This is a genomic window from Sporosarcina sp. BI001-red, from assembly GCF_003384035.1.
In the GTDB taxonomy this organism is placed as follows: Bacteria; Bacillota; Bacilli; order Bacillales_A; family Planococcaceae; genus Sporosarcina.
Genome location: NZ_QQAK01000015.1, coordinates 70,392 through 91,227, shown reverse-complemented (window position 1 = coordinate 91,227; position 20,836 = coordinate 70,392). Strand labels below are relative to the sequence as shown.

The 20,836-nt window shown below is 42.3% G+C and carries 19 protein-coding genes; 3 read left to right on the top strand and 16 right to left on the bottom strand.

Features of this window, described 5'->3' with window-relative positions:
- Positions 1-27 precede the first annotated feature (27 nt).
- Complete coding sequence (locus DVB69_RS14875; protein ID WP_116019902.1) at positions 28-1,377, top strand: glucose-6-phosphate isomerase; 1,350 nt, start codon at positions 28-30, stop codon at positions 1,375-1,377.
- A gap of 20 nt (positions 1,378-1,397) precedes the next feature.
- Positions 1,398-2,813, top strand: a complete 1,416-nt coding sequence (gene gndA, locus DVB69_RS14870) for an NADP-dependent phosphogluconate dehydrogenase (RefSeq protein WP_116019901.1) — start codon at positions 1,398-1,400, stop codon at positions 2,811-2,813.
- A gap of 74 nt (positions 2,814-2,887) precedes the next feature.
- Here gndA and DVB69_RS14865 read toward each other — a convergent pair whose 3' ends face one another.
- The 9 genes from DVB69_RS14865 to DVB69_RS14825 all read right to left on the bottom strand — a co-directional run bounded on the left by DVB69_RS14865 (position 2,888) and on the right by DVB69_RS14825 (position 12,354).
- A complete protein-coding gene (locus DVB69_RS14865; protein ID WP_116019900.1) occupies positions 2,888-4,249 on the bottom strand; it encodes a dihydrolipoyl dehydrogenase family protein in 1,362 nt (453 codons plus the stop codon).
- A 263-nt stretch (positions 4,250-4,512) separates the two neighbouring features.
- Positions 4,513-5,901 (bottom strand): DHA2 family efflux MFS transporter permease subunit, encoded by a 1,389-nt coding sequence (locus DVB69_RS14860; protein ID WP_116020000.1) that lies wholly within the window; start codon positions 5,899-5,901, stop codon positions 4,513-4,515.
- A 5-nt stretch (positions 5,902-5,906) separates the two neighbouring features.
- Entirely contained in the window at positions 5,907-6,467 is a 561-nt protein-coding gene (locus DVB69_RS14855; protein WP_116019899.1) for a TetR/AcrR family transcriptional regulator, read from the bottom strand.
- Between the two features lie 389 nt (positions 6,468-6,856).
- The gene (locus DVB69_RS14845) at positions 6,857-7,756 is read right to left on the bottom strand and encodes a PhzF family phenazine biosynthesis isomerase (protein ID WP_116019898.1); all 900 of its coding nucleotides are present in this window, start codon (positions 7,754-7,756) and stop codon (positions 6,857-6,859) included.
- A 41-nt stretch (positions 7,757-7,797) separates the two neighbouring features.
- Positions 7,798-7,935: a hypothetical protein gene (locus DVB69_RS17610; protein ID WP_158541106.1), complete on the bottom strand. Its 138-nt coding sequence runs from the start codon at positions 7,933-7,935 to the stop codon at positions 7,798-7,800.
- Between the two features lie 202 nt (positions 7,936-8,137).
- Positions 8,138-8,998 carry a hypothetical protein gene (locus tag DVB69_RS14840; RefSeq protein ID WP_116019897.1) on the bottom strand — a complete coding sequence of 287 codons (861 nt, stop codon included), beginning with the start codon at positions 8,996-8,998 and terminating at the stop codon, positions 8,138-8,140.
- Positions 8,999-9,131: 133 nt separating this feature from the next.
- Positions 9,132-9,872 carry a class I SAM-dependent methyltransferase gene (locus DVB69_RS14835; protein WP_116019896.1) on the bottom strand — a complete coding sequence of 247 codons (741 nt, stop codon included), beginning with the start codon at positions 9,870-9,872 and terminating at the stop codon, positions 9,132-9,134.
- 141 nt (positions 9,873-10,013) lie between these two features.
- Positions 10,014-10,808: a YqhG family protein gene (locus DVB69_RS14830; protein ID WP_116019895.1), complete on the bottom strand. Its 795-nt coding sequence runs from the start codon at positions 10,806-10,808 to the stop codon at positions 10,014-10,016.
- 25 nt (positions 10,809-10,833) lie between these two features.
- Positions 10,834-12,354 carry a DEAD/DEAH box helicase gene (locus tag DVB69_RS14825; protein WP_116019894.1) on the bottom strand — a complete coding sequence of 507 codons (1,521 nt, stop codon included), beginning with the start codon at positions 12,352-12,354 and terminating at the stop codon, positions 10,834-10,836.
- A gap of 196 nt (positions 12,355-12,550) precedes the next feature.
- On the opposite strand from DVB69_RS14825, the gene DVB69_RS14820 reads away from it, so the two are divergent.
- The gene (locus DVB69_RS14820; RefSeq protein ID WP_116019893.1) at positions 12,551-14,068 is read left to right on the top strand and encodes an MDR family MFS transporter; all 1,518 of its coding nucleotides are present in this window, start codon (positions 12,551-12,553) and stop codon (positions 14,066-14,068) included.
- A gap of 51 nt (positions 14,069-14,119) precedes the next feature.
- Here DVB69_RS14820 and DVB69_RS14815 read toward each other — a convergent pair whose 3' ends face one another.
- The 7 genes from DVB69_RS14815 to DVB69_RS14785 all read right to left on the bottom strand — a co-directional run bounded on the left by DVB69_RS14815 (position 14,120) and on the right by DVB69_RS14785 (position 20,690).
- Positions 14,120-14,956, bottom strand: a complete 837-nt coding sequence (locus tag DVB69_RS14815; protein WP_116019892.1) for a DUF817 domain-containing protein — start codon at positions 14,954-14,956, stop codon at positions 14,120-14,122.
- Positions 14,949-15,173, bottom strand: coding sequence for a helix-turn-helix domain-containing protein (locus tag DVB69_RS14810; protein ID WP_116019891.1), 225 nt, complete (start codon positions 15,171-15,173; stop codon positions 14,949-14,951). The genes DVB69_RS14815 and DVB69_RS14810 overlap by 8 nt, the downstream gene beginning before the upstream one ends.
- A 10-nt stretch (positions 15,174-15,183) precedes the next feature.
- The gene (locus tag DVB69_RS14805) at positions 15,184-15,663 is read right to left on the bottom strand and encodes a DUF2975 domain-containing protein (RefSeq protein WP_116019890.1); all 480 of its coding nucleotides are present in this window, start codon (positions 15,661-15,663) and stop codon (positions 15,184-15,186) included.
- 226 nt (positions 15,664-15,889) lie between these two features.
- Positions 15,890-17,383, bottom strand: coding sequence for a glycerol kinase GlpK (glpK, locus tag DVB69_RS14800; protein ID WP_116019889.1), 1,494 nt, complete (start codon positions 17,381-17,383; stop codon positions 15,890-15,892).
- Positions 17,384-17,409: 26 nt separating this feature from the next.
- Complete coding sequence (locus DVB69_RS14795; RefSeq protein WP_116019888.1) at positions 17,410-18,255, bottom strand: MIP/aquaporin family protein; 846 nt, start codon at positions 18,253-18,255, stop codon at positions 17,410-17,412.
- Between the two features lie 166 nt (positions 18,256-18,421).
- Positions 18,422-19,003: a glycerol-3-phosphate responsive antiterminator gene (locus DVB69_RS14790; RefSeq protein WP_116019887.1), complete on the bottom strand. Its 582-nt coding sequence runs from the start codon at positions 19,001-19,003 to the stop codon at positions 18,422-18,424.
- 43 nt (positions 19,004-19,046) lie between these two features.
- Complete coding sequence (locus DVB69_RS14785) at positions 19,047-20,690, bottom strand: glycerol-3-phosphate dehydrogenase/oxidase (protein ID WP_116019886.1); 1,644 nt, start codon at positions 20,688-20,690, stop codon at positions 19,047-19,049.
- Between the last annotated feature and the right edge of the window lie 146 nt (positions 20,691-20,836).

Sequence of the window (20,836 nt, the reverse complement as noted above, 5' to 3'; positions counted from 1 at the left end):
TCTTCCACACAAAAGGAGATACAATACATGTCAGTTACATTTGATTATACAAACGCAATGTCCTTCATGAAAAGCACGGAGATGGATAATTTCAGTGAATTTGTAAAGCAAGCGCATAACCAAATCCACGGCCAACGTGGTCCTGGATCGGATTATCTTGGCTGGGTGAATTGGCCTGTAGAGTACGACAAGGAAGAGTTCGAACGTGTGAAATCTGCGGCTTCTCGGATTCAACAACAATCGGGTGCATTAATTGTTATTGGAATCGGTGGATCGTATCTCGGCTCCAAAGCTGCAATTGAAGCGCTCTCTCATACATTCCATAACCAAATGGACGACAATACAGAAGTATACTTTGCTGGACAGAATATTAGTTCCATTTATATCGAACACCTTCTTCAAGTGTTGGAAGGTAAAGATATTTCAATAAACGTTATTTCAAAATCAGGTACAACAACTGAGCCTGCGTTAGCTTTCCGGATTTTCCGTGAATTCATGGAGAAAAAGTACGGAGAGGACGAAGCACGTAAGCGCATTTACGTGACAACGGACAAAACTGAAGGCGCACTTCGAAAGCTTGCGACTGAAGAAGGATACGAAACGTTCGTGATACCTGAAGATATTGGAGGCCGTTATTCTGTTCTCACACCGGTTGGACTTCTCCCTATCGCTGTCGCTGGGCTTAATATTGACCAAATGATGGCTGGCGCTGAATCGGCTTATCATAAGTATAATAATCCTGATATCGCGACAAATGGCAGCTACCAATACGCAGCGGTTCGAAATATTTTCAATAGCAAAGGGAAATCCATCGAGCTATTAGTGACGTATGAACCTGGTCTACATTACGTTTCAGAATGGTGGAAACAACTTTTCGGAGAAAGTGAAGGTAAAGATGTTAAAGGTCTCTTCCCCGCTGCGGTCAACTTCACAACTGACTTGCACTCAATGGGACAATACGTTCAAGAAGGTCGCCGTTTGTTCATCGAAACCGCGCTGCAAATTAAGAAATCACCAGTTGAGCGGACAATTCAAGCAGACGCAAACAACATTGACGGACTGAATTTCTTAACTGGAAAAACGATGGACGAAGTAAACAAAATGGCTGCCCTCGGTACAACCCTTGCCCATATCGATGGAGACGTTCCAAACTTGTTGATCGAGTTGGATGAGTTAACTGAATACACGTTTGGTGAACTCGTCTATTTCTTCGAAAAAGCGTGCGCGATCAGCGGGACACTCCTAGGTGTAAATCCATTTGACCAACCTGGAGTTGAAGCATATAAGAAGAATATGTTCGCGCTCCTTGGTAAAGATGGGTACGAGGAAGAACGAAAACAGTTAGAAGAGCGGTTAGCGGAGATTACGAACTACTGAAACCAGAACGGAGGATGACTATGAGCAATCAGCAAATCGGTGTTATCGGACTTGGTGTTATGGGGTTAAACTTAGCCTTGAACATGGAGAGTAAGGGATTCCCTGTTGCGGTCTATGATTATTGGACAGATCGAACAGACGAATTTATCGCAAATGAAGCTAAGGGAAAAAATATCATAGGAGCTTCAACACTTGAAAAGTTTGTTGCGTCCATTGCAACACCCCGCAAGATTTTAATGATGGTTAAAGCCGGTGAGACAACGGATTCGGTCATCCAATCTCTTCTTCCACACCTTGACACTGGCGATATTTTAATCGATGGAGGCAACACATTCTTTGAAGATACAAATCGTCGGACGGCTGAGTTAAAAGAATCGGGCATCCATTTCATTGGTACTGGTGTCTCTGGCGGAGAAGAAGGCGCACGGTTCGGCCCTTCCCTCATGCCAGGAGGACCGAAGGAAGCGTATGAACAGGTGAAACCAATCCTCGATGCCATTTCAGCCAAAGTGGACGGCACCCCATGTAGTGCCCATATGGGTCCTGAAGGGGCTGGACATTATGTGAAAATGGTTCATAACGGAATTGAATATGGCGACATGCAGCTTATTTCAGAAGCGTATTTCATTATGAAACATGCACTTGGAATGACGCCGACAGAGTTACATGACACATTTGCAGAGTGGAACACAGGTGAACTGAATAGTTATCTGATTGAGATTACTTCTGAAATTTTCGCGAAGATGGATGAAGAGACGGGTAATCCGTTACTCGATCAAATTTTAGATAAAGCCGGTCAAAAAGGAACGGGTAAGTGGACAAGTCAAAATGCTTTGGACCTAGGAATCTCGCTACCAATCGTTACTGAGTCCGTCTTCGCCCGATTCATTTCTTCCATCAAAGAAGAGCGTGTTACTGCGAGTCAATTGCTGACAGGACCTGAAGTTACGCCGTATTCAGGCGATAGAAAAGCGATGATCGAAGCGATTCGAAAAGCGTTGTATATGAGTAAAATTTGTTCATATGCACAAGGATTCGCTCAAATGCGTGCTGCTTCCGAACAATATGGATGGAACATTCCATATGGCGAGGTTGCAATGATCTTCCGTGGGGGCTGTATCATCCGTGCACAGTTCTTACAAAACATCAAAGACGCATTCGATCAAAATCCAGAGTTGCCGAATTTGTTGGTAGATCCTTATTTCACGGAAATCGTTGGTAATTATCAGTCAGCACTTCGTGAGGTGTTGGGCCTTGCAATTCAACAGGGCGTCCCAACTCCTGCATTCTCTAGCGCTCTTGCTTATTATGATAGTTATCGGACTGCGACGCTGCCGGCTAACCTAATCCAAGCACAACGCGATTATTTTGGTGCACATACGTATGAGCGAGTAGATAAAGTCGGGTCGTTCCATACGGATTGGTCGAAAAAATAATCTAAATACGTTTTAAAGCCCCGCTAATCCTTTTAATAGGTTAGCGGGGCTTTCTATTTTTATCTCAAGTTGCACTACTTGACTTCATTCAGCATGGAGCCAATATCTGATGCTGCTGTAGGATAAGCGAAAATCGTCTTCTTCATTTCTTCAAAGGTTAACTCTAGACGGATCGCAGTCGAGAAATGATTGATGAGATCATCTGCATTGTCGCCTAAAATATGCGCACCCAGAACGGTTCCTTTGTTAGCATCCGTAATGAGTTTGAACGCAGCAGCTTGCTCGTTCGTCCGTTTAAACGTAAACCAATCTGTTATTTCCTGATAGGTTACTTTGGTTTTTTGATCAGACTTTTTAGCTGCCTCTTCTGTTAACCCAACGGAACCGATTTTAGGGACGGTGAACGCAACAGACGGCACAACTGGATAGACAATTGGCGTGTGGTTGCCATGTAGTAAGTTTTGGATGACTGCATCGGAATCTCTTGAAGAAATTGGAGTAAGCGGCGGTGCTGATGTTTCGGCAGCATCTCCTGCAGCATATACATTTGGGTTGCTGACGCTTTGTAAGTATTCATTGACTTGAACGCCACCCTTTTCTCCAAGGGTCACGTCTCCTTTTTCAGGATTAACGTCTAATGCTGGAGCACGCCCTAATCCATGGACAACTAAATCGCCTGTAAAGGTCAGCTTAGTATCGTCTTTTTTACCAGTTACGGTAAACGTACTCCCGTTCTCCTCGACTGACTCGACACGTGTATTTAGATGTATTTTAATACCTATCTGTTCAGAGCGTTTGACGAGTAAATCGACTAAGTCAGGATCGAATTGTTCAAGAGGACGGTCCCCGCCATGAATAACTTCCACTTCTGCACCAGCACGCGCTGCAAGATGCGCAAATTCCATTGAAATGTAGCCCCCACCCGCAAAGATGATTTTCTTAGGTAACTCTTCAAGAACGAGGAAATCATCGCTGTGAATCATTAAGTTTTCGCCCTTGAGACCTAACTTCACAGGTTCTGCTCCCGTTGCGATAAGGATTTTCTTCCCTGTAATCACATCATCGCCTACTCGGATTTGCGTATCAGATTCGAACTTTGCCTCTCCATGATAACCATCAATCCCGAGCTCCTTAAATTTCTTTTCGGTGTTTTCAGGAATCGGCTCCGTAAACGTTTTCTTAAACGCCGACAAGTCTTTCCAATCGATATGTGCATCTCCAGAGAGTCCTTTTCCTGCCATTCTCTCCTTCCAATCCATCCATTCCGCTGCACCTACCAACACTTTTTTCGGGTCACATCCCCGTTGAGGACATGTACCGCCATATGTACGTCTATCTATAATGGCCACAGTCCAACCTGCTTTTTTACAGGCTTGAGCAGTACTAGATCCTGCTGTTCCTGTCCCGATTACAATCAAATCATAGTTTTTCTTCATACTGGGTTTCCTCCTTTTCCTTGCATTCGTAAACAGTGGCTGTTTAGGTTGCACAGCCCTCAAAATTTTAAGGCTTGTATCCACCTTCAACCAAAAAGTTAACGTTATACAAGTCATTCATACTACTTATTTTACCCTCGTTTAACTGTTCTAATCTTATTTAACTATCTGCCTATTACAGATGTTTGACGCAAAAAAGCTGATTCCGCTAAATTAGCAGAACCAGCTTTTATCAACCATCCTCATCGAATTTCTTACAAGTATTATTGTGTCTTCTTCAAGAAGAGAGAGAGCACAACATTAACAACAGCCAATACTAAACTAAAAATAAATACCATAGAAGTACCCGCCGCTGTTGCTGCCATTATTGTTGCGCCTTCTGCTAAAGCTACTCCTTGTTTAGCAGTTAGAATTGAAATCATAATGGCAATTCCGACAGCTCCTGAAACTTGCTGTGATGATTGGGTAACCGCAATGCCATCTGGATAGAGCCGTTTCGGCAATGCATTCAGCGTATTCGTCTGAACGGCTCCTATCGTCAACCCCACCCCAAGCATCATCACTATATGTGTAACAACCATCATCCACAAAGCAGTTTCTGTTCCATACTGTGAATAGAGGGCATATCCTACCACAACAAAAAGCGTTCCTGGTGTAATGATTGCACGCGGACCAAACCGATCAAATAAGCGTCCAATCGGAGGAGCAAGAATACAGTTCAGCAGGCTGCCTGGAAGTAAGACAAGTCCGGTTGCAAAGGCTGAAACGATGAGTGCCACTTGCATGTACATCGGCAAAACAACGAGCATGGAAAGCATGCTAAAGAACGTAATGCTATTCATTGTGAATCCCAACACAAATTGTGGATGTTTGAAAACAGTTAAGTTAAGCATTGGTGACTCGAGCTTCGACTGGCGGACAACGAATAAGAAGAGCGCAACGAGCCCGAGGACGATTGTTCCGATAACCTGCATACTTCCCCAACCGTAATGACCGCTACTACTGAATCCATACACAATTCCCCCGAAACCAAGTGTAGACAATATGACCGAAAGACTGTCGATTCTGGTGTTCCGTACTTCATTTAAATTTGGGATGAAGATGTATCCGAATAGTAAAGAGAACAACAAGACTGGTAATGTGACCCCGAAAATCCAATGCCAAGAGAGAGTGTCCAGAATCAGCCCTGCAACGGTCGGCCCGAGGGTGGGGCCGGCAAGAATTACAAGGCCCATGATTCCCATGGCGCCCCCACGTTCGTTCGGTGCATAAATCGTAAAAATCACATTTTGCGTTAACGGTAACACGATTGCAAGTCCCGCTGCCTGAATGACACGTGCAATGATTAGCACACCGAAGACAGGCGCCATTACAGCAGTAATCGTTCCGATAATTGACAAAGTCAGCGATGCGATGAACAGCTGACGTGTCGTAAACTTTTGCATCAAATTCCCTGTAATCGGTACGAGAATTCCGAGCGTTAAGAAATAGCCGGTAGCAAGCCATTGTATTGCGGTTGTACTTACTTGAAAAATGTGGCTAAGTTCTCCTAGCGCAATGTTCAAGGCAGTCTCACTGAACAACCCGACAAACCCCGCTGTGAACAAAGCCAACATGATAAACCCACGTTTAATTTCTCGTTCCTTCACCATACGCATTAAAACTCCTTCATCAATTCAGGTATGACGTTCGATATCGTTTTTAAAGGGATTGAAGAGTTTTGCGCTCGACATAAGAGCAGCCCGCCTTCTATGGATGCGGTCAAAAACAAAGATACTGATGACGCCTGATTATTTGAAAAGCCGTCTTCCAACAATTTCGCATGGAATATAGATTGGATTTTTTCATAAAGTGCTCTGCAAGCATCACGGGCGGGTTCACTTAGAAGAGACATCTCACTAACGATGCTACTGAACGTATAGCCCGCAATCGTCCCGTCCCTATCCAAATCCTTTATCATCTCCCCAATGACAGCACGAACTGCAGCTTCTGTAGAAGATTCACAGTTGAAAAGCAATTCGATATCTCTCGTAAGAGTCTCGTTAAGCGAGTGCAGACATGCAATGAGCAACTCTTCCTTACCTCCCGGGAAATGGTGATAAAGGGCACCCTTCGTAGTTTCACATGCTCTCAGCAATTCGTTAAGCCCGACAGCTTTATATCCTCTCTGCTGAAAAAGTTTTGTCGCAGTTTCAATCATCCGTGTTTTTGTGTCCACAATCCTCTTCCTTTCTTCTGCATACCAACCGGTCTGTTTTTACTATAGCAGAACGTTCACTAATGATGTAAGGGTTTTTTCACATAGATGAATACGTAAAAAGCTCTGGCAATATGCTCAGAGCTTACCTACACTTTTTCTAATTTCGAATCTGCTGAATTTATCTAAGTGTTTTTAACGAGTCGCTCCAAGCAATAATTTGGTGAAGCATCAAATTCACATTATCCAAATGTAGATCTTGTGGCTTCAATACGGATCAGTTTTCAAAGTCAGTAAAGAGAGAGCGAGCGTCGTTATTATGAAAATCACCTTTCCCAGTTTAAAGGTCGGCCGATCTTTAACAACCGACAACTGTACCCGATAATTTTAGATCACTACATCACAAACTTTTAATTCTCTAGTAAAACATCAAATTCTTTAACATAGACTGCATTTCCAGTAATCTCTATATCGTAATTATCTTTACTCTTAGAAACTTGTACCATGACTCGCCCATCTTTATCAATTTCATGACCTTGCTCAACTACTAGATTTAACGGTTCTTTAAAATTGTTAGTTATGTACTTAGCATAGTATGCGCCCATTACCCCTGAAGCTGTCCCAGTTACCACATCTTCAATCGTGCCTGAATATGGTGAAGAAAAGTGTCTTGCGTGCATGTTAGCACTAGAATCATAGGTTTCCATACAAAATGGATGAACTGATGCTTTTGGCATTTCTTTCAATACAGTTGGGAACTTTTTATTATCTGGTTTCATTTTTTCAAACGTTTCAAGTTCTTTAATTGGGACTAATAGTGTCCAGACACCCGTACTACCGAATAGGACTGGTAAATCATCATCAAGATCTTCTTGTTTTAATCCAATTGAGTTGGCTAAGTCTTTCTTCGAGCCTTTAAACTCTTCAAACAGTGGTGTAGCCTGTTTCATTGTAATGAAAATTTCATTATCAACGGTTGTATTTATTTTTATTGGCAAAATCCCCGCCCTTGTTTCAATTATAATATCTGTTTTGTCACCCAATAATCCTTTCGTTTTTAACGCAAAGAGAGTTGCCATGGTTGCGTGACCACATAAATTCATTTCATGACATGGAGTAAAGAAACGTATTTTCAAGTCTGCTACTTCTGATTTTACTGGAAAAGAAGTCTCGTTAAATCCAACTTTGAAAGCAATCTCTTCCATTTCTGCATCTGTCAATTCATCCCCATTTAAAACCACTCCAGCAGGATTTCCCTTATTCGGTATTTTACTAAAAGCATCATAATGATAGACCTTGATCGATTTCATAACCCATTCCTCCATTAGTCAATTTACTACTTCGTACTATTTTACCGTTCTTTACGAAGTTCTTCCCCAACAAAAAGGGCCTTTTGTTGAAAGAGAGCAAATCCCTGTTTAAGGATTGCCACCCCTACCTGGTCTTCATTTGATTTGAATTTACTTTCTACCCGGATTATTCTTTTCACTTCCAGCCTCCAGTCCTAGCTTTATCTAATCTAAAACCTTATTATTTGTTGAACTAATAAACTGGGCGAATTGCTGATCTTAGGAACTGAGCACATCAATTAAATTCTATCTAGATTTTCCTTCAATTTATGAAAATCCATTCAATATGTTCAATACATGCTGAGAGTTATGAAACCTCAATTCAAATCCACGTCAGAATAATTATTTGTTAAAAAACTCATTAAATGGATCTGGATTCAAGTTCTCCATTTGCAGCTCCAGCTCATACCACTTCGTCGTTGCCTCATCCATTTGGCCAACTGACAATGGAATGTTTTCTTTTTCAATTTGTTCCTTCACTCTCTGGGACTGTTCCAAATTATATGTAGATAGATCTGTTCGTTTAAAAGAAATTCGATCCCCATTGGTTTGCTTAAATTCAAACATCCAAGCAAATACCGGTTCCTTAGAATATTTGTTAGCGACTCTTTTCAGGACATATGGAGTAATCTCTACACTTTCCACCGACGACCAATCCACTGTCTGTTGTTTCCCCCACCAGGTGGACACAACAATTCCCTCTTCCTCATGGATCGCCTGATAATCATTCCAAGTGATAAATAGAAATGCAGCAGTGAGAACAAACAGGCTTAGGATGAGTCCAGTCAACTGCTTCCCTCCGTGGGTCCAACCAAACAGGATTTTAGGCATAATGGAAAGAACCAATGCTATTAGTAAAAGAGTTCCTATTAAACCAATTGTGGGAGAAGAGGTTGGCTGAAACCATAGGAATCCCTCCCGTGCAAAGGTTTCGTTTTTCAGCTTGGCGTAGTTATTGAACACTAGGAAAATCGAAGGTATCAAAAGTGTGACTTGCACAAAAATTGAAGTGAATTTCACCAAACTCTGTTTACGTAAGGTTTGCCCGATTCGAAGCCATTGTCCCGCCATGAATAATGGAAAAGCAAGCAAGAATAACAAGAAAAAATAGAAAATCCCTTCCGTAAAAAGAAGTCCTGTACAGGTAACACCAAATATAATTCCGCCAGCTATGAGCAGAATCCCTATCCCTTTTTTCAACAATCTCCTCACCCCTTTTCTTACGTTCCTTACTTCTCTTACGAATCGTCTCTTTTGAAAGTTTCAAAGTCGTACTGACGATTCATTCTTTATCCAACAAAAAAGAGTGCCTTCACGGCACCCTTTTGACATAAATTTATTCTATTTTCTTCACCTTCACGCGATACGACAAACATTCATGTAATGGCACACACTCTTGATACCGCCATTCTTCAAAATCCATCGCGCCTCCCGGAAAAATACCGACGATTGTCAAACCCGCCTGTTCACACAGACCACTGATTTCCTCTAGTGAATAACAGCGAAGGGACTGTGTGACTTTCTCCTCAGGATGATCCGCCTTCCACCAACTATCCAGCATACGATGTCCTTGTTCATCATAATGATACACACGATGTGCTGCGTCTACCGTCATCTCCCGGCCGGCCACCTGTTGCCAGTACCGTGGCTGATAGATATCGATCAATGCACAGCCATCCTCTTTCATCCATTTATAAATCCGGTGCAACAGAAGAAGCTGATCCTCGTCTGTGCCAATTCCAAAACCATCAAAGTAACTCACTACGTCAAATGTGTCCGGCAGTTCAAACGTATAGAAATCTCCGCAATGACTTGTCACTAATCCGTTGGAACGTTCTTTAGCGAATTCGACTAGCTCTGGGACAAGCTCCAGTGTTGTCATTTTCACTCCGGATTCCGCCAAAGACTTTGCCAAATCGCCTCTTCCCGCGCCAATATCCAGCATCTCGCTAAAAGGCTTTCCAACTTGTTCTTTCACTTCAAGCGCTAACTTGTTATAAGCATCTTTCATATCTAAACTCTGATTCATCCACTCAAATTGTTTCCGATAAAAGGGTTCTACCCATGATTGTGTCATTTAGATTCCTCCTGTAGTTTTTTCATTTACAGTGAAGAATTCAAGTACAATAGCGTCATGGTCAACCCTCCCTTTACTAGTTAAGGACGATTATACAGTATTTTCTGATTAAACACTATGTCAAATCGTAATCTAAGAAAATTACAGTAACGATGTCTTCAAATAAAACAATCCACCATTAATGATTTCAATCCGAATTGTCGTTTCATATTGTTCCTCAATCGCTTTTTTCTCAATAGCATAACTTTCCGGCACATCTTCCACTCCTGTGTAGAAATAATCCAGTACTCGTAAATCTCTAACTTGTCGTTGTTTCGCTTCTTCTACCCATGTGTGATCATCCTGATTCACTACGTTTCCCATCACATCTTCTAGTCGATCCAAAGCCCTCAATGGAGGTATATTATATGGTAAATAGTACGTATTCGCTGCTACGGATGGTCCCAATTCTAGTTTACGGACAGACTCTTGAAACCCATCAATCACTGCTCCATTCATTAAATTCATTCCTAACGAATACAGCATTTCTTTTGTCCGATCACTAGAATAGGTAATTTTATAATTCACTCCGAGCCATGGCGTTAATGTGACCTGGGTCGCCTGACCGAGCCCAGGCTTCTCATACATTTGAACAAAGGCTCCTTGTTCTTTCGTCACTTGAAACAGTTGATGAAGTCTTGGTGAGCCAAAGTGAATTCGCTCTCCTGCCATAGATGTTGAAAACTGGCTAGGATTCGTAATCAATGTCAGCTTCGCTGGATTCGGTTCTACACCGCCACTCTCTACGTAACTCCAGTAATACGGACGATTCATAATACGTTTATCCATGTCGATTGTTAGCTGAACCGTCAAATGATCGTAGCTTGAGTCAAGTACCCCACAATTGTTTTCATGGAAAAACCGCTGGATGTACTGATGAATTTCTTGCTGGCGCATAGACACCTTCCTTTCACTGAACTACTCAAGAGATCGATCGTTTACCATCCGTTAAGATATGGTCTAATTCCCCGACTACTTTTTCAAATACACCAATCTTTCGTTCCAACAATTCCACCATTTTGTCTTCCACAGTCTGCTGGATCGCTAAATTATAAATATGCACGTCTTCGGTCTGTCCAAGTCTATGAACACGACCAATCCGTTGTTCTAGTTTCATCGGATTCCACGGTAAGTCATAATTGATGACGTGGTGGCAAAATTGAAGATTAATCCCTTCACTCCCTGATTCAGTTGCAATCAGCACTTGGGCATTCCCTTGGAATAACTGTTTCATCCACTCTCTCTTATTTTTGCTAAACTTCCCGTTGAACAGGACACTTGTAATGCCTTTCGCATGTAAAACCGCTTGTAAATAGGCTTGTGTTGCACGATATTCTGTAAAAATGATCACTTTGTCATCAGCATTTTGGATGAGCTCCAAAGCTTTTTTGGCCTTAGTATGGATACCCAACTCCGTCAGCTTCAACAAAATCTCTTCTATCTGGAATCGAACTTCTGGTTGGACGGATGTTTGATGTAATTTCTCTAACGTCAACACAGCCGATAGTTGACTGCTACACATTTCTCGCTGGAGGGTGAGCAACGTAAACGAATCTGAAACTGGTAACTTCGAAATCATCGAATAGACAGCTCGTTCTTGTTCTGTAAACTCGAGCGGAATAATTTGTACAAGACGATTTGTCCACTCTATCCCTGTCTCATGTCTGATGTTTCGTACCATCACTTGTTGAATCAATTCCTTCAAAAACTCATCTTCTTCTACATGGTGTTTACTCGCAGAAAACACACTTTGAAAGGTTTCTAAATTCCCTAAATGGCCAGGCTTCAGAAGAGAGATCAGGTTAAACAGTTCGAACACATCATTCTGAATTGGGGTTGCCGTTAGCAGCAAGCAGAATTTTTTCTTCAATTGCTGAACGAACTCATAGTTTTTCGTTTTAGGATTCTTGAGTTTATGGGCTTCATCGATAATGACCAAATCGTATTCTTGTTGAACAATCATTTCTTTATGGGGGCTTCGCTTCGCCATATCGATACTCGTCACGACAATCGGACAGTGATCGAGATTGTATTTTTTATTGTAAGCAATGGCAGGAATATGAAACTTCTGATTCAATTCTGCAATCCATTGGTTGGTTAACGAGGCTGGCGCTAGTATGAGCGCTTTTTTCACGAGTCCTCGAATTAGATATTCTTTTAACACAAGTCCTGCTTCAATCGTTTTTCCAAGTCCCACTTCATCTGCTAAAATGGCTTTCCCATTCATCCGCTCTATAACCGTCTCCGCTGCCTCTAATTGGTGTGCATACGGTGTAAGGTTTGGTAAGTGTTTTGGGGATTGGAGACCGTGGAATTCGGGAATCACTTTCGCTCTTTCCATGTCATAACACATCTGATAGAGCGTCCAATTATCAAATTCTTTACGGTTTTCGAGACGTTCTATAAATCCTTCTTTCCATTCCGATGACCGCTCAACTCGCATATCTATCCCCTCATTCAACTATGTCTTTTAAATTATCATGCCCAAAGAATAGTGTTTTTATGTGTATACTCTTTATAGTAACTCCTCTTCAGATTTCTTTATTTACAATTCTAGATGCCAAGGCTTGAGAATAATGCTATTATAGGAAAGTTCATAAGCAGAAATGCTTGGGGGTACATGGGAAATAGGAGGAATAATGATGGAAGAAAAAAATACATTAAAGCTTGTACTCGCCGGAATCCTGCTTGGTATTTTAATGTCGGCAATGGATAACACGATTGTCGCGACAGCATTAGGTTCGATTTTGGGTGATTTAGGCGGCGTCGACAGTTATGTATGGATCACTTCAGCTTACGCGGTCGCTGTTCTTGCGGGGATGCCAATTTTCGGTAAGCTCTCCGATATGTTCGGACGCAAACGCTTTTTCATATTTGGTATTATCGTTTTCATGATTGGATCCGCCCTCTGTGGAGTGGCACAATCCGTTCCACAATTAGCGGTCTTCCGTGCCATTCAAGGAATTGGTGGCGGTGCGCTGTTGCCAATCGCATTTACAATCGTATTTGATGTGTTCCCTCCTGAAAAACGTGGGAAAATGACTGGCTTATTAGGCGCAGTTTTTGGGGCATCTAGTGTCATCGGACCGTTACTCGGTGCTTGGATTACAGAGACGTTTAGCTGGCACTGGGTATTTTACGTCAATATTCCAATCGGGTTGGTATCGTTATTACTCATTGCACGTTTTTACAAAGAAGGTACAAAACCTGTTAAGCAAGCAATTGACTGGCTCGGGGCGATATCTCTTGTCACTGCGGTGGTCAGCCTCATGTTTGGCCTTGAATTCGGTGGGAAACAATTCGCTTGGTCTTCTTGGCAAAGCATTTCCTTATTCAGCATCTTTGTAATCTTTTTCGTTGTCTTCATCTGGGCGGAAACTCGAGCAAAAGAGCCGATCATTTCGTTCTGGATGTTCAAAAATCGTCTGTTTGCATCTTCACAAGTACTCGCCTTTCTCTATGGCGCAACATTCATCTGTTTGACGATTTTCATCCCTATTTTTGTCCAGGCGGTATACGGTGGCTCTGCAACAAACGCAGGAATTGTATTAATGCCGATGCTAATTGGAACTGTTGTAGGAAGTGCACTTGGTGGAATTCTTCAAACCAAAACGTCTTATCGTAGAATCATGGTCATTTCAGTGATTGCCTATTCAATCGGTATGATCCTAATGAGCACAATCACTCCGGATACAGCACGTACACTCTTATCGGTTTACATGATATTTGTCGGATTCGGTGTCGGTTTTTCCTTTTCTTTATTGCCTGCAGCTTCTGTTCACAAAATGGATTTCAGACACCGCGGTTCTGCCAACTCGACGAACTCCTTTTTCCGTTCGTTCGGCCTGGCCCTCGGAATTACGATTTTCGGTGCAATTCAAACGAAGTTATTAGCAAGTGGACTCACTTCAGGTTTTGCGAAAATGCCTGGTGACAGTGCAGGTGGAGTCGAATCGTTAGGAAACATCCAAAACGTATTCCTACCTGAAACGCGTAAAATGATTCCAACTAATATTCTCGAGGTAATCACAAACGCCATGTCTGCGTCTATCTCAACGACATTTTTATGGGCGCTTATTCCAGTAGCGATTTCAATTATCGCTGTATTCTATATGGGCCCTGAGCGACTGATTCCTAAAAAAGAGACGGAGAAATAAATAGCAAAGAGGCACCGACGAGTTAAACGTCGATGCCTCTTTTTAATGGCTTCACTCAGTCTTAGAGACAGGAAGTTTTCTTTTAACTTGTTTCAGTGTTGCGACAATCAGAAAACTAACGATTACAAGCAATAACCACGAACTTACTTTTCCTAGATGGACCAGACTCCACGTATCCGTTTGGTTTGGATATTGCCAAGCTCCGAAAAAGGTGGCGATATTTTCTGCAACCCATATGAAAAACCCAATGAGTGTAAAGGAGAGTGCAATCGGCATTCGGTATCGGCTCCCATTCACTTCGTAGGTCACCCATGAACGCCAAAAGACAATTAGTACAAGTCCGGATAGCCACCAGCGAATGTCGATCCAGAAATGATGGACAAAGAAATTCAAATAAATTGCAGCTGCAAGAGAAACGACCAATAGGAATGGCGGCCATTTTTCTAACTGCACATCAAGTCGTCTCCATGCCTGGCACAGATAACTTGCAACACTCGCATACATGAATCCACTATAAAGAGGCACTCCAAGAATTTTCATATACCCTTCTTCAGGGTACGACCAGGATCCCATATTCACCTTAAAAATCTCAAGGGCCAGTCCAATGAGATGAAACAAAGTAATCACTTTGAGTTCATCTTTCGTTTCAAGCCCAGATCTCACCATCCACCATTGCATCAGCAAGAATAGGAGGAGCAACCAATCATACCTCGGCAGCCATGGAAGAGGTATGACTTGTGTCAATGCTAATGATCCAAAAATGACGACCGGAAACAAACAAGACAACGCTTGCTCCCAACCAAAATATATTAGTTGCGTGATGAATCTTTTTAATCGACCAAAATGCAAGGCTTCAGGAGACGTGACCTCTTTCCATTCATTAGCCATCTTGCTGAACCTGCTCACTTTGGTATTCCAAAATGTCTCCTGGCTGACAGTCAAGTGCCTTACAAATCCCTTCCAATGTTGAAAACCGAACCGCTTTAGCCTTACCCGTTTTTAAAATGGACAAGTTTGCCATTGTGATTCCCACTTTCTCTGACAACTCCGTGACGCTCATCTTTCTTTTTGCGAGCATAACATCGATATGAATAATAATTGTCATAGCATTCACCTCACACCGTTAACTCATTTTCAGATTTAATTTCGATTGCGTTCTGTAACAACTTCTGGAGGACAGCCGCAAAAACAGCGATGACTACGCATCCAAAGATAATACCTAAGTCGATAACGATGATTCCCGGCGCATCATCTGCCTGCGCCATCCTTATCAACAATGGCATGGATACCACATAGAAAAGACCAATTAAGATTGCGCAACGTTTGATCCATTTCAGTACGGTAACGGAAGCCTCTGAAAACGCTGTGTTATTGTCTATATACGTTAACAGTTTCATCGTTTGATAGAGGGCCATGAAGTAAATAAGTGCCGTTGCATACAGTCCTATTAAGAACGGATAGTGCAAAAATGACCATTCCGGAACTAGCTCTACAAAGAATTCCGCAATTCGTGGCCCTATAAAGATACAAAGCGCTAGAATAGGAATTGCCATAATCACTAGCGTGATCTTTAAAAACATCGTTTCACGTTTCAAACAAAACACCTCATTTGTCTAGTATTGGTAGAATAACACAGTACTTTTATTGTTTATCAATAAATAAATATCGTTTATTAATATACAATTACATTTAATGACGACGTGGATTCAAAAAGGCTCCCCACTCTCGAGAAATTAAGCGTGCTAGAAATCGAAAGTATTTAATGAATATATAGATCCACAAAAAAACAGCCGGAGAATTTCCTCCAACTGTTTGCCCCACTTATTTAAACACAGTTGCCGCTTTAACAGCTTTCTGCCATCCGCTATACAAGTGGTCTCGTTCTTCTTTTTCCATTTCAGGCTCAAATGGACGATCTAAAGACCAATGAGCAGCGATTTCAGAGCAGTCTTTCCAGAAACCTACCGCGAGTCCTGCTAGATACGCAGCGCCAAGTGCTGTCGTTTCGTTAATGGAAGGACGCTCAACTGGTACATTCAAAAGATCTGCCTGGAACTGCATAAGAAGATTATTCTCGACCGCTCCACCATCTACTCGTAATGTTTTCAACGAAATCCCCGAGTCAATTTCCATAACATCCAAGACGTCTTTTGTTTGATAAGCAAGTGACTCTAATGTTGCGCGAACAAAATGCTCTTTCGTTGTGCCGCGTGTTAAACCAAATACAGCACCTCTAACATCGCTGTCCCAATAGGGGGTTCCTAGCCCTACAAACGCGGGTACAACATATACACCGTCTGCCGATTCTACCCTTGAAGCGTACTGTTCACTGTCTGAAGAGTGGCGGAACATGCGCAGTCCATCACGCAACCATTGGATCGCAGAACCTGCAACGAAGATACTTCCTTCCAAGGCATATTGAACTTTTCCATCGATGCCCCAAGCAATTGTCGTCAACAGTCCGTGGTCTGATTTCACCGCTTTGTCCCCTGTATTCATTAGCATGAAACAGCCAGTACCATATGTGTTTTTTACCATCCCGGTTTCAAAACAGGCTTGTCCGAACAAAGCAGCCTGCTGATCCCCAGCGATTCCTGCAATTGGGACAGCATGTCCGAAAAATTGTTCAGGATCTGCATGCGTATAGATTTCTGATGATGGGCGGACATCAGGTAGCATTGAAGCCGGGACACCTAGAATTTCTAAAAGCTCTTCATCCCATTTCAATTCGTGAATATTGTACATTAACGTTCTGGACGCATTCGAATAATCCGTTACGTGTGTCGTCCCTCCAGACAGTTTCCAAACAATCCACGTATCAATTGTTCCGAATAACAGGTCCCCATTTTCAGCTTTTTCTCTGGCTCCTTCTACATTGTCTAAAATCCATTTCACTTTTGTTCCAGAAAAATAGGCATCAATGAGCAATCCTGTCTTTTCTCTGAATAGATCGTTGTAACCGCTTTCTTTCAACTCTTCACATATTTCTGCCGTTTGACGTGATTGCCAGACGATCGCATTGTAAATTGGATTTCCCGTATGCTTGTCCCATACTACTGTCGTTTCCCGCTGGTTCGTAATGCCGATCCCTTCAATTTGTTCTGCTGAAATATTCTTTTCTGATAGAACACCAGCGATTACGGAAAGAATAGAGCTCCAAATTCCGTCTGCATTGTGTTCAACCCAGCCCGATTTCGGAAAGTGCTGTGTGAATTCCTGTTGTGCCGAGTGGAAGATCTTACCCTTTTTATCAAACAATATCGCTCGTGAACTCGTAGTCCCCTGGTCTAACGCCATAATATATTTTTCAGTCATTGTCTCTTCCTCCTATACTTAACTCTTCAAAACTTGTTGCTCGTCGCATGACTAGTTGTCGTTTCAACACGCTCTGAACTTGTCTCTTTTCGAATCGAGTACTGTGCAGCTACTAATAATGCTAGCACAACAGCACCAACTATCCAGAATGCGATACTATTTTCACCAATAAAGAATTGTTTATAAAAAAGGGCTCCCATTGTTCCGCCTAAAATTGGGCCAACTACTGGAACCCATGCATAACGCCATCCTGACGACCCTTTTCCAGGGATTGGTAAGAAAAAGTGTGCAATCCGGGGACCAAGATCACGTGCTGGGTTAATGGCATATCCTGTCGTACCGCCAAGGGACAGCCCAATTGCGATAATTAGCGCTCCGACAATAAGGGGGTTAAGTCCTTCGGTAAATTCGTTGGCACCGATTGATAATAAACCAAGTAACAATATGAACGTTCCGATAACTTCACTCGTCAGGTTGGATAGCGGATGCCGAATCGCTGGAGTTGTTGCAAACACATCTCGTTTTGCGATTGGATCTTCTGTTTCTTTCCAATGCGGCAGATATTGAAAATAAACCAATACAGCTCCAAGTATCGCACCGATCATTTGAGCAAGGATATACGTTGGCACATCTGCCCACGGGAAATCCCCTATCGCCGCAAATCCAATTGTTACAGCTGGATTTAAGTGTGCTCCACTCGCTTGGCCGACTGCATAAACGCCAAGTGCAACCGCTAATCCCCAGCCTACTGTAATGACAATCCATCCAGAACCTTCTGCTTTCGATTTCTTCAGAGCGACACCTCCGACTACACCGCCGCCGAACAAGATTAAAATCATCGTCCCAATCAACTCTCCTGCAAATGGAGTCATACCATTCTCCCCCTACTTAAATTTAATGACATGGATCATTGAGACAAGCGCACAAAAAAAGTCCACAATTAAAATCTTGCCAGACGCAAGAAATTAACTGTGGACTCCTCAACTCAACCACGTTTTATGAACTTGTCCCCAAGTATAAAGCGGTTTCATGGGTCTGTCAACAATGGATTCTGAAAGTTCTCTTTTCCTCAAATGACTTCCATAGTTCACGATCAGAGGTTGTCACTGCAACAGCACCTGCTGCAAGTGCATCTTCAATATGCTTCTCAGTACGAATGAGGCCGCCGTTAATAATTGGAATTCCTGTGCGTTCATAGACTTCTTCTATCAGTTCAGGTATTACACCTGGTAACATTTCAATGAAATCTGGCTGGGTCTGATCAATTAGAGAATAACTTTTTTCCAACGCAATCGTATCGAGTAAAAACATGCGTTGAATGGCAAGAATGTTTTTGGCTTTTGCCTTCATTATCATATTGGAACGCGTGGAAATAATACCTGCAGGTCGAATATCATTACACAAAAAGTCTGCAGCATAGTTATCTGTTTTCAGCCCTTGAATAAGATCCGCGTGAATGATTAGTTTTTTGCATCTCTTATCTGCTTCACGCTTCACTGTTTTCAAATTACTAATATGCACTTCTAATAAGACTACATATTCGAATGGACTGTCTAACATCTGCTCAAACTGTTTTAACGTGCGGGCAGCTGGTAAAATCTTTTGATTGTGAAAAGGCACTTGTTAAACCCCCGTCTATCAGTATAGTATTATACTATCTCAATTAGACAACTGAAGTCGCTTTTATCATCTCGTTATCCAATTCTTTTTCATATGTTTGCCGTTCCATAGCCATCCAATTGAAAACACGTGCCATCTCGTTTAGTACATCCTTCTTTGCATCCTCAACATTTTTTATATTGAAATAAAGATCACCTGTCCGACGAATGAAGAAATCCGTTGGTTTTACGCTCATTTCCTTTTCAATGGCATAGCGCAGTTTCACATACAGAATCCGCGGCATCGCTTGGTTTTCATCGTATGGAATCATAAAGACTTCATCGACATTCGTGCCATATAACGCAGCTAAGTGTCTGCTTTCTCTTTCTGTAAATCCAAGCAGCTGTCCTCGCTTCACTGCTTGGTCCATATATCGATTATGATTCGCAGATCCACCGAAATCACCGCCAGAGATGGAAATCTTTTTCGTACTGCACCGTCTGAACGTCGATCCTTTTTCTTGTTGAAGGAGCTGTGCAATCTTGTTGACTACGGTCTCCGCCATTTTACGATAACCCGTCAGTTTCCCGCCTGCTATAGTAATTAACCCTCGTTCCGACTCCCAAATTTCATCTTTACGCGAAATCTCAGAAGGATTCTTTCCATCTTCATGGATAAGTGGACGTACCCCTGCCCAGCTCGATTCTACGTCTTTTTCAGACACTGCGACTTCGGGGAACATGTAATGGATCGCATCTAAAATGTACGTACGATCTTCTTCAGTAATTTGCATTTCTTTTGGGTCACCATCAAAAAACGTATCTGTGGTCCCGACATAAGCTTTTCCATCACGGGGGACCGCGAAAATCATACGCTTATCAGGTGTGTCAAAGTAAATTGCCTGATGCAGTGGAAATACACTTTGGTCGAACACTAAGTGGATACCTTTTGAAAGAATAAGTTGTTTTCCATTGGAATGTCCGTCAATTTCCTTCACTTCATCTACCCATGGACCTGCAGCATTGATCACTTTCGAAGCATGAATGGTTGTCATGCCTCCAGTCAGCATATCTCGCACTTGTACACCCTCAATTTTGTTGGAAGCGTCATATAGGAATGACTCGGCTTTTGCATAGTTAACAAGTGTCGCACCTTTTGAAGCTGCTGCTTTTGCCACTTCAATTGTAAGGCGTGCATCATCCGTACGGTACTCAACGTAATATCCGCTTCCTTGTAGTCCTTGTCTTTTAATGAGCGGGGCTTTTTGAATTGTCTGGTCCAGGTTCAGCATTTTTCTTCGCTCTGAGCGCTTAACACCTGCTAAAAAGTCATACACTTTTAGTCCAAGAGCTGTGGAATAAGGACCGAATGTGCCTCCTTTGTGGAAAGGCAGCAACATCCATTCAGGAGTTGTTACATGAGGGCCATTCTCATAGACAATTGCCCGCTCTTTTCCAAGCTCCGCCACTTCTTTGATTTCAAATTGTTTTAAATATCGCAGTCCACCGTGTACTAGTTTTGTGGAACGGCTCGATGTACCTGATGCAAAGTCTTGCATTTCAACAAGCGCTGTTTTCATCCCCCGCGCTGCTGCATCTAATGCAATTCCAGCCCCTGTAATCCCCCCGCCGATTACCACCACGTCAAACTGATCTGTATTTAATTGGCTGAATAGTTCGTTTCGATTCAATGCTGAAAATGTTATCATCTGTCTCGTCTCCTCTTTGTATACGAGTTTAAACAACAAAAAAGAGACCCCAAGAAAATAATCGCATTAACTGCAATTATTTCTTGAGGTCTCTCAGTAGCTCAAACCCGATATATTAACTTGTTGACTAGTATAGCACAGTCAAA